At 54.9% G+C, this 1,558-nt stretch carries 1 protein-coding gene; it reads left to right on the forward strand.

What is annotated here, in order from left to right; all coding sequences use genetic code 11:
• The first annotated feature begins 160 nt into the window (after positions 1-160).
• Entirely contained in the window at positions 161-1,462 is a 1,302-nt protein-coding gene (locus F3H87_RS21720; RefSeq protein ID WP_149789856.1) for a HEPN domain-containing protein, read from the forward strand.
• Positions 1,463-1,558: the final 96 nt, after the last annotated feature.

The following is a 1,558-nucleotide window of genomic DNA, read 5'->3' on the forward strand; positions in this document are numbered from 1 at the left end:
TGCGCCTCGGTAAAACGGCTCTTTCGCATTCGTCTGCTCCTTCAAGGTTGGGCAGACTCTACATCATGATGAGGGATTTCGCGGGGGGCAGGTCAAAATCGACAACTACGACCGCACGGAATGGACCAAGAGGCTTTGTGCTTCTCTCCACAACCTAGAAGTGGTACAGCGGCCATTTCTGCAGTGGTACTTCACTCCGAGTGGGTATCCTCGGATCCTTCGCAACGGTCGGGACGAAACGCCATATCCCAGCGAAGCAATTGCGAAGCTCTATGACGATGCGCTGTTCGAGGCTCGTTTTGGAACGACCGGAAAGTTCAAGAATCTGAAAGCTGCACTGGACCCCGCCCGTGGAGTCTTGCGAGACCATCCAACCTTGTCACGCGCCATGGGCAGAGACCTCAAACGCGACGACTTCCAGATCGGAATCCTGAATCACACCTCAATGACGACGCTCAGTCAGCTGATTGTCGGCCTTATGGAGTGTCAAGACGAAGGGACTACGGAACCGTTCCTCAAGCCAGCATCGGACTTGAGCACACTCTTGGAACTCTCATTGGTGCAAGCCGGCGCGCAAAAAGCTGAATCCTTGGGAACGGCGATCGATGTGGCAGTATACTGCGGGGCACGCTTTGAGGAGGAAGTCGATCTCGGGGAAGAATATGCGCTGCTCCCCTTCGAACATCTTGCTGACTACGTTGACATGGACTGGCTGAAAGCGGTTGCCGCGGAACAAGTGAGCTGGCGGCGCATGGAGCAGGTTTTTGGTATCGTGCGGCGGTTTCCCTGGAGGCCCAGCGTCGGGAACCTGCACTTTCCCCCAGAACCGGAAACAAGGAATCCACCGCCGCTGTTTCATCGCTGGGCGGCCGAGTTTGCCAATCTGCTATCAGTAGTGATGAGCTATCGTGTTTCGTGGCTCGCAACATTCGAAGGGTGCATTCCACGCCGCGCAGCAAAGCTCCTAGGCTCCCATCACGACGCCGCTCAAACGCACAAAGGCCGCTCAATCAGCCACCTGTTCTCTCCTTTTGACAAATCCGAATTCGTTGAAACCGAGCAGATCAAACTGGTCAAAGAGCTCTTTGCCAAACGGCGCAACACTGAGTATCCGGAAATGGCCGCCATCATTCAAAGGCTCGCCGAAGCGCATAGACGCGACGGACGTTTTGCACTGGATGACCGGGTTCTGGACTTAGCGATCGTGTTCGAGCGCTTATTCAAGCCTCGAGGACGGTCAATTGGAAGAGAGCTCGAAAAATCCGCTGCTGAGTTGTTAGCAGTCACTGACGACGAAAAAACCTCGATAGGAGAACAACTGAGACAGTTCTACAAGGTTCGATCCGCCATCATTCATGGTCCGAGCGATGAAAGGAGCAGACGTCTCATCAGTCAGTCCGAGAAGGCCTGGCAGGGGTGCGAGCCAATTGCGCGTGCCGCACTGTTGAAGAAAATCAGTTGAACGTATGCCTCCGGTGGAGGCCGTCTGACGGGGTTTCAGCGTCGGTGCTAAGTCCGACCTTATGGCCGACCATAAGTTCAGACCCGAGATTGAAGT

It is taken from the genome of Lutimaribacter pacificus (assembly GCF_900142185.1).
Lineage (GTDB): Bacteria > Pseudomonadota > Alphaproteobacteria > Rhodobacterales > Rhodobacteraceae > Lutimaribacter > Lutimaribacter pacificus.